A 2,779-nucleotide genomic window follows, 5' to 3' on the forward strand; every position below is an offset into this window, starting at 1 on the left:
AGACGGCGCAGCGACTCGAAGACGAAGCCCGCGCCGCCAAAAAGCAGGTGGAACGGGCAGAAGCCGACCCAGGTCTCGACGAGGCCGGCCGAACCTACACCGACGACACCCAATTGGCCGCCGCCCAAGCACGTTTGGATGCAGCCACCGATGCACTCAGACGTGCACGGCAAGAACTCCAAGACATCATCGACCGCGCCGAACGCCTCCTGCGACAACACAGCGAGCTGGCCGCCCTCACCGCGCAAGCCCTCGACAAAGCCTGCAGCGACGCACCCGAAGAAGGCTTCTTCGAGGGCCTCTTCAACACGCTCGAGGACATCGGCGAAGGCATCGCCGACCTCGCCGCCGACATCTGGCAATTCATCGAAGACAACGCAGACCTCATCAACGAGATCTCGAATGTCCTATCCACCTGCAGCAGCGTTCTCGGTATGGCGTCTCTACTTACTGCTTGGTGTCCGCCCCTCAGCGGGGCCTTGGGGACAGCGTCGCTCGGGCTAGGCGTCGCAGCATTTGCCGGGCATGCACTGGCCAAAGCGGCCGGCGCTGACGTCCCCTTGACGACACTAGGAACAGACCTCCTTGGCGCCGTTGGAGGCGGCGTTGGTAAGTACTTCGAGCTCAGCGCGAAAGGCGCAACAGCAGCGGTCACGCAGGCAGAGAGGGCTGGCGACGCGATCGCAGCAGCGAGTGCCGCCGTGGATGCGGCCAAGGCAAGCAGGGCAGCGACGACCATTGGATGGTCATCGACAACGGCAACGACTGCAATTCCGTACGGTGTACAAGGACTCGGCATTGACGAGGGCGTCACCAACATCCACCAAGATATCGGAACGTACCTTGTACCGGACAGCCCCGACGAGGCTACGGCAATGCTGCTGGGCGGCATGGTGCCGGGAGCAGTGTTCAATGCGGTTGCGGAGCATCAGCAGTGACCATCACGCTCAGTTTGCCCGCTGGATTTGCACCGATTCCAGTGCGCGAGGACGAAGCAGGACGTACCCGTTCGATCGACCGGTTATTGGACTTGGCCGATGACGGAACATTCGATCGAGAGAGAGCCAAATCCGGCCTTGGGACTATCGCTGATTCACTGCGGGCGAACGGCGCGCTCATCGCCGGACAACTTGCGCTCCCAGGTACTCCCCCGAGCGTTGCCGCAATGGTCGTCCTTTCTCTTCAGGCACTGCCGCGGGGTGGCCCAGATTTTGAGGACGCGGCCTCCAAGTCCGAGGCAGCACGAGCCATAGCCCGCGTCGTCACCGACGCGGACAGATATGCCCGTGTCCAGTACCGCGAACTCGGCTGTGGACCAGTAGCACTGATTCTCAGATCAGGCCACTTCCCGATCCCTGCCGAGCATTCCCTGTCCGGCAGCTCTGTCGACGCGCCTACTGACTCATTGCAGGCAATACTCCCAATGCCAGACGGGCGAAACATTGCGGTCCTCGATATCAGCACGTCGGCTCGTGCGGAGTGGCCCAAGTTTCTGGAACTCGGCATGAACATCGTCGACGGAATCCGGATCGAAGAGGAACCCGAATGAGCATGCTATTGACACAAGCGGCCTCAGAATCGGACCCCATACCCTGGGTGCTGTGGCTGACTCTCCTGACTCTCGTTGTCATGGGTGGCTTCTACGTTCGAGGCAAAATGCGCAATCTTCGTCGACGATTCCGATCTTCCTCCGCCCAGGCAGCGTGGCTGGCCAAGCAGTTCGAGGGTCAGATGACGGTCATGTTGGGCGCCAACGAAACGCGTTTTACACCAACAGAATTAGCCGCTATAGCCTACCAGCACGGTTTCGTTTTCGGGCATGGATACCTGCCCCACCGGTCGGTCACCCGCACCTATCGATTCAATCGCGTCTACTGGCCAGCAGAATCACAGTACGCACCCGAGCGCCACGGAGCACTGCGTGAGCACTGACATGTTCGCGGCACTCGAACCCGGGTCCATCACCTGGAATCTTCTGTGGTGCGTACCATTTTTGCCGGTGTACGGCGCCCTGATCTTTGCAGTGGTGCTTCACAGGCGCGGACGGGCAAGGTCGGCAAGGTTGGCGCGAACCTCCGATAGTCGAATCGAGAATTGGCCGGCAGTGGATGTTGTGAACCATCCAGCCGCGTCCTTGTTTCGTGGAGATCCGATCGTGTTCGCGCCGGGCCCACCCGGCCTACTGCCCCTACCACAGCTAAATCAGATTGCCAACCATTACGGATACTTCTATGTGGGTGACCGCCCGTCGCGTTGGAACAACTACAAGATCGAATACGTATTCGTCAGGTCGAGCACTCCCCCTCCGCTTCCGGTTCCACATATGGGCCATCCGTGGGGTTACGGAAACTGATGCGGTTCGGCACTCCCGAGAGTTTCGATAACCTGCGGGTACTTGTCGCACCCCCTCCGGCGGACGGATCGGAAACCCCACCTTCCTGGGGCTACGTGGCCGTTGTCACCGCATTACCTCGAGTTCAACGGTGTCAACCCCGGCATGGGCAACGGCCCGGTCGCCGGCTTCGAAGCCACCACCGTCCTGAACCGCAAAGATTTCGGCATCAGCATCGAGCTGCCACTCGAGGGCGGCGGAGCCGTGGTGGGCGACAAGATCACCATCACCCTCGAAATCGAGGCCGGCCTGCAGGCATAAGCAGCACCCTCGACACACCAACGCACGGTCACTTACCCGGTGGCCGTGCGTTTTTCGTGTCCACTCCCATGCCAAGGCACCCCAAGCCTGCCGCGGGAGCCGTCTTTGTAGAATGGCTTCGATCAT

The 2,779-nt window shown here is 60.9% G+C and carries 3 protein-coding genes and 1 pseudogene; all 4 read left to right on the plus strand.

What is annotated here, in order from left to right; all coding sequences use genetic code 11:
* On the plus strand, positions 1 to 938 hold a 938-nt coding region (locus ACZI8Q_RS20585; RefSeq protein WP_463375437.1), incomplete at its 5' end, for a hypothetical protein.
* Positions 935 to 1,549, plus strand: a complete 615-nt coding sequence (locus ACZI8Q_RS20590) for a hypothetical protein (protein WP_463375438.1) — start codon at positions 935 to 937, stop codon at positions 1,547 to 1,549. The genes ACZI8Q_RS20585 and ACZI8Q_RS20590, both read left to right, overlap by 4 nt.
* A complete protein-coding gene (locus tag ACZI8Q_RS20595) occupies positions 1,546 to 1,932 on the plus strand; it encodes a hypothetical protein (protein ID WP_463375439.1) in 387 nt (128 codons plus the stop codon). The genes ACZI8Q_RS20590 and ACZI8Q_RS20595 overlap by 4 nt, the downstream gene beginning before the upstream one ends.
* Before the next feature lie 535 nt (positions 1,933 to 2,467).
* Positions 2,468 to 2,653, plus strand: a pseudogene (locus ACZI8Q_RS20600) (YceI family protein); the annotation flags it as partial.
* Positions 2,654 to 2,779 lie beyond the last annotated feature (126 nt).

This window comes from Rhodococcus quanlei (genome assembly GCF_055231015.1).